The sequence below is a fragment of the Streptomyces sp. NPDC037301 genome, assembly GCF_055602785.1.
Window position 1 is genome coordinate 1 of the sequence record NZ_JBVJWD010000156.1, and the last position, 2070, is coordinate 2070.

Annotated in this window: 1 protein-coding gene; it reads left to right on the forward strand. The window is 73.1% G+C overall.

Features of this window, described 5'->3' with window-relative positions; translation table 11 throughout:
* A partial coding sequence (locus ACZ7IB_RS49045) for a polyketide synthase dehydratase domain-containing protein (protein ID WP_470921862.1) occupies positions 1-2070 on the forward strand: 2070 nt, incomplete at both ends.

Here is a 2070-nt window from a genome sequence, read left to right on the forward strand (position 1 = left end):
CGACGGTCACACCACCTTCGTGGAGGTGAGCGCCCATCCGGTGCTGACGTCTCCGGTCGAGGAGACCGGTGAGGCGATGGGTATCGAGGTGTACGTGGGCGGCACCCTGCGCCGTGATCAGGGTGGCAGCCGTCGATTCCTGTCCTCGCTGGGCGAGTTGTGGGCCAACGGCGGTACGCCCGATTGGTCCGAGGTCTTCGCGGGCAGCGATGCCCGCCGGGTCGCGCTGCCGACCTACGCCTTCCAGACCAAGCACTACTGGCTGGACGGCAGGACCGGCACCGTGGGGGTGTCCGGGGCTGGGCTTTCCGCGCTCGGCCACCCCCTGCTGGCGGTCGGCGTCGCTCTCGCGGACGGCAACGGCCACGTCTCCACCGGCCGCATCTCCCTGCACACCCACCCCTGGCTGGCCGACCACGTGGTGATGGGCCGGGCGCTCGTGCCGGGGGCCGCCGTACTGGAGCTGATGCTGCGGGCCGGTGAGAGCGTGGGCACCGAGCTGCTGGACGAACTCGTCCTGCACTCCCCGCTGGTCGTGCCGACCGGTGACGCGGCGGTCGACCTCCAGGTCGCCGTCGAAACCCCCGACGAGCAGGGCCGGCGCGCGGTGCGGCTGCACTCCCGGGCGTACCGCCCCGGGCAGGATGACGACCCCGAGTGGACCTGTCACGCCGAGGGCACGCTGATCGCCGCACCCGTCGAAGAGCGGTCCGTGCAAGACACCGTCTGGCCGCCGGCCGGCGCGCAGGCCGTGGACATCGACGGGCTCTACGAACGCCTGGCAGCCACGGGATACGGCTACGGCCCGGTCTTCCAAGGCATCCGTGCGGTGTGGCGGCGCGGCGAGGAACTGTTCGCCGATGTCGTTCTGCCGGAGGAAGCCGCGCGGGACGCCGGGCGGTTCGGGGTGCACCCCGCCATCGTCGACGCGGCGCTCCAGACGCGTCTGGTGATTCTGCTGGAGGGGCAGGGCGACCGGCTGATGCCGTTCTCGTTCGCCGGGGCCCGTCTCCACGCGACCGGTGCCACCGCGGTCCGGGCCCGGCTGACGCCGGTGGGCGACGACGCCCTTTCGGTCCAGTTGACCGATCACGCCGGGCTGCCGGTCCTCACCATCGAGACCCTCACCTCGCGGCCACTCACCGCCGACGCGCTCGCGGGCCAGAGCGTCGACTCGCTGTACGAGGTCAACTGGACGCCGCTGAGCAGTGGTTCGGAGCAGGTCGAAGCCGACGGATCGACCACGGTCATCGGTGAAGGGCTGCCGGGCCTCGACCTGCCACGGCACGCGGATCTCGCCGCGCTCGCCGCGAGTGTCCGCAGCGGCGGCGCCGTACCGCACACCGTGCTCCTGCCCTGCCCGCGACCGGACGCCGACGGCGCCGCTGCCGCTACAGCCGACGACACCTCTGCCGCCCATGCCGACGGCGCCCCCGCCGTCACCCGTGAACTGCTGGCCTCCGTGCTGGGCACCGTTCAGGAATGGCTGGCTCTGCCGGAACTGGAGGAGGCCAGACTCGCCGTGGTGACCCGCGGCGGCTCAGCCGTCGCACCGGGCGAGCGGCCCGACCCGGGGCGCGCGGCGGTCCAGGGCCTGGTGCGTACGGCCCACTCCGAACACCCCGACCGTTTCCTGCTGGTCGACCTGGACGGGGCCCCGGTGTCCGCCGCGGCCCTGCCCGCCGCGGTCGCCGGTGCGGTGGTCACGGGCGAGACCTCCCTCGCCGTACGTTCCGGAGCGGTTTCCGTACCACGCCTGTGCCGGGTCACCCCCGCCAACGCCGGCACCCTGGCCCTTCCCGAGGCTGAGGCCTGGGGTGTGGACCTCGACACGGGCGGAACTCTGGACGGGCTGCGCCTGGTGGCCGACCCGCGCGCCACGGTGCCCCTGCAGAAGGGCCAGGTCCGGGTCGCGGTGCGCGCCACTGGGGTCAACTTCCGTGACGTGCTCGTGGCGTTGGGCGTCGTACCGCACACCGAGGAGTTGTTCGGCAGTGAGGGTGCGGGGGTGGTGACCGAGGTGGGCCCCGGTGTCACCGGGCTCGCGGTGGGCGACCGCGTCATGGGCCT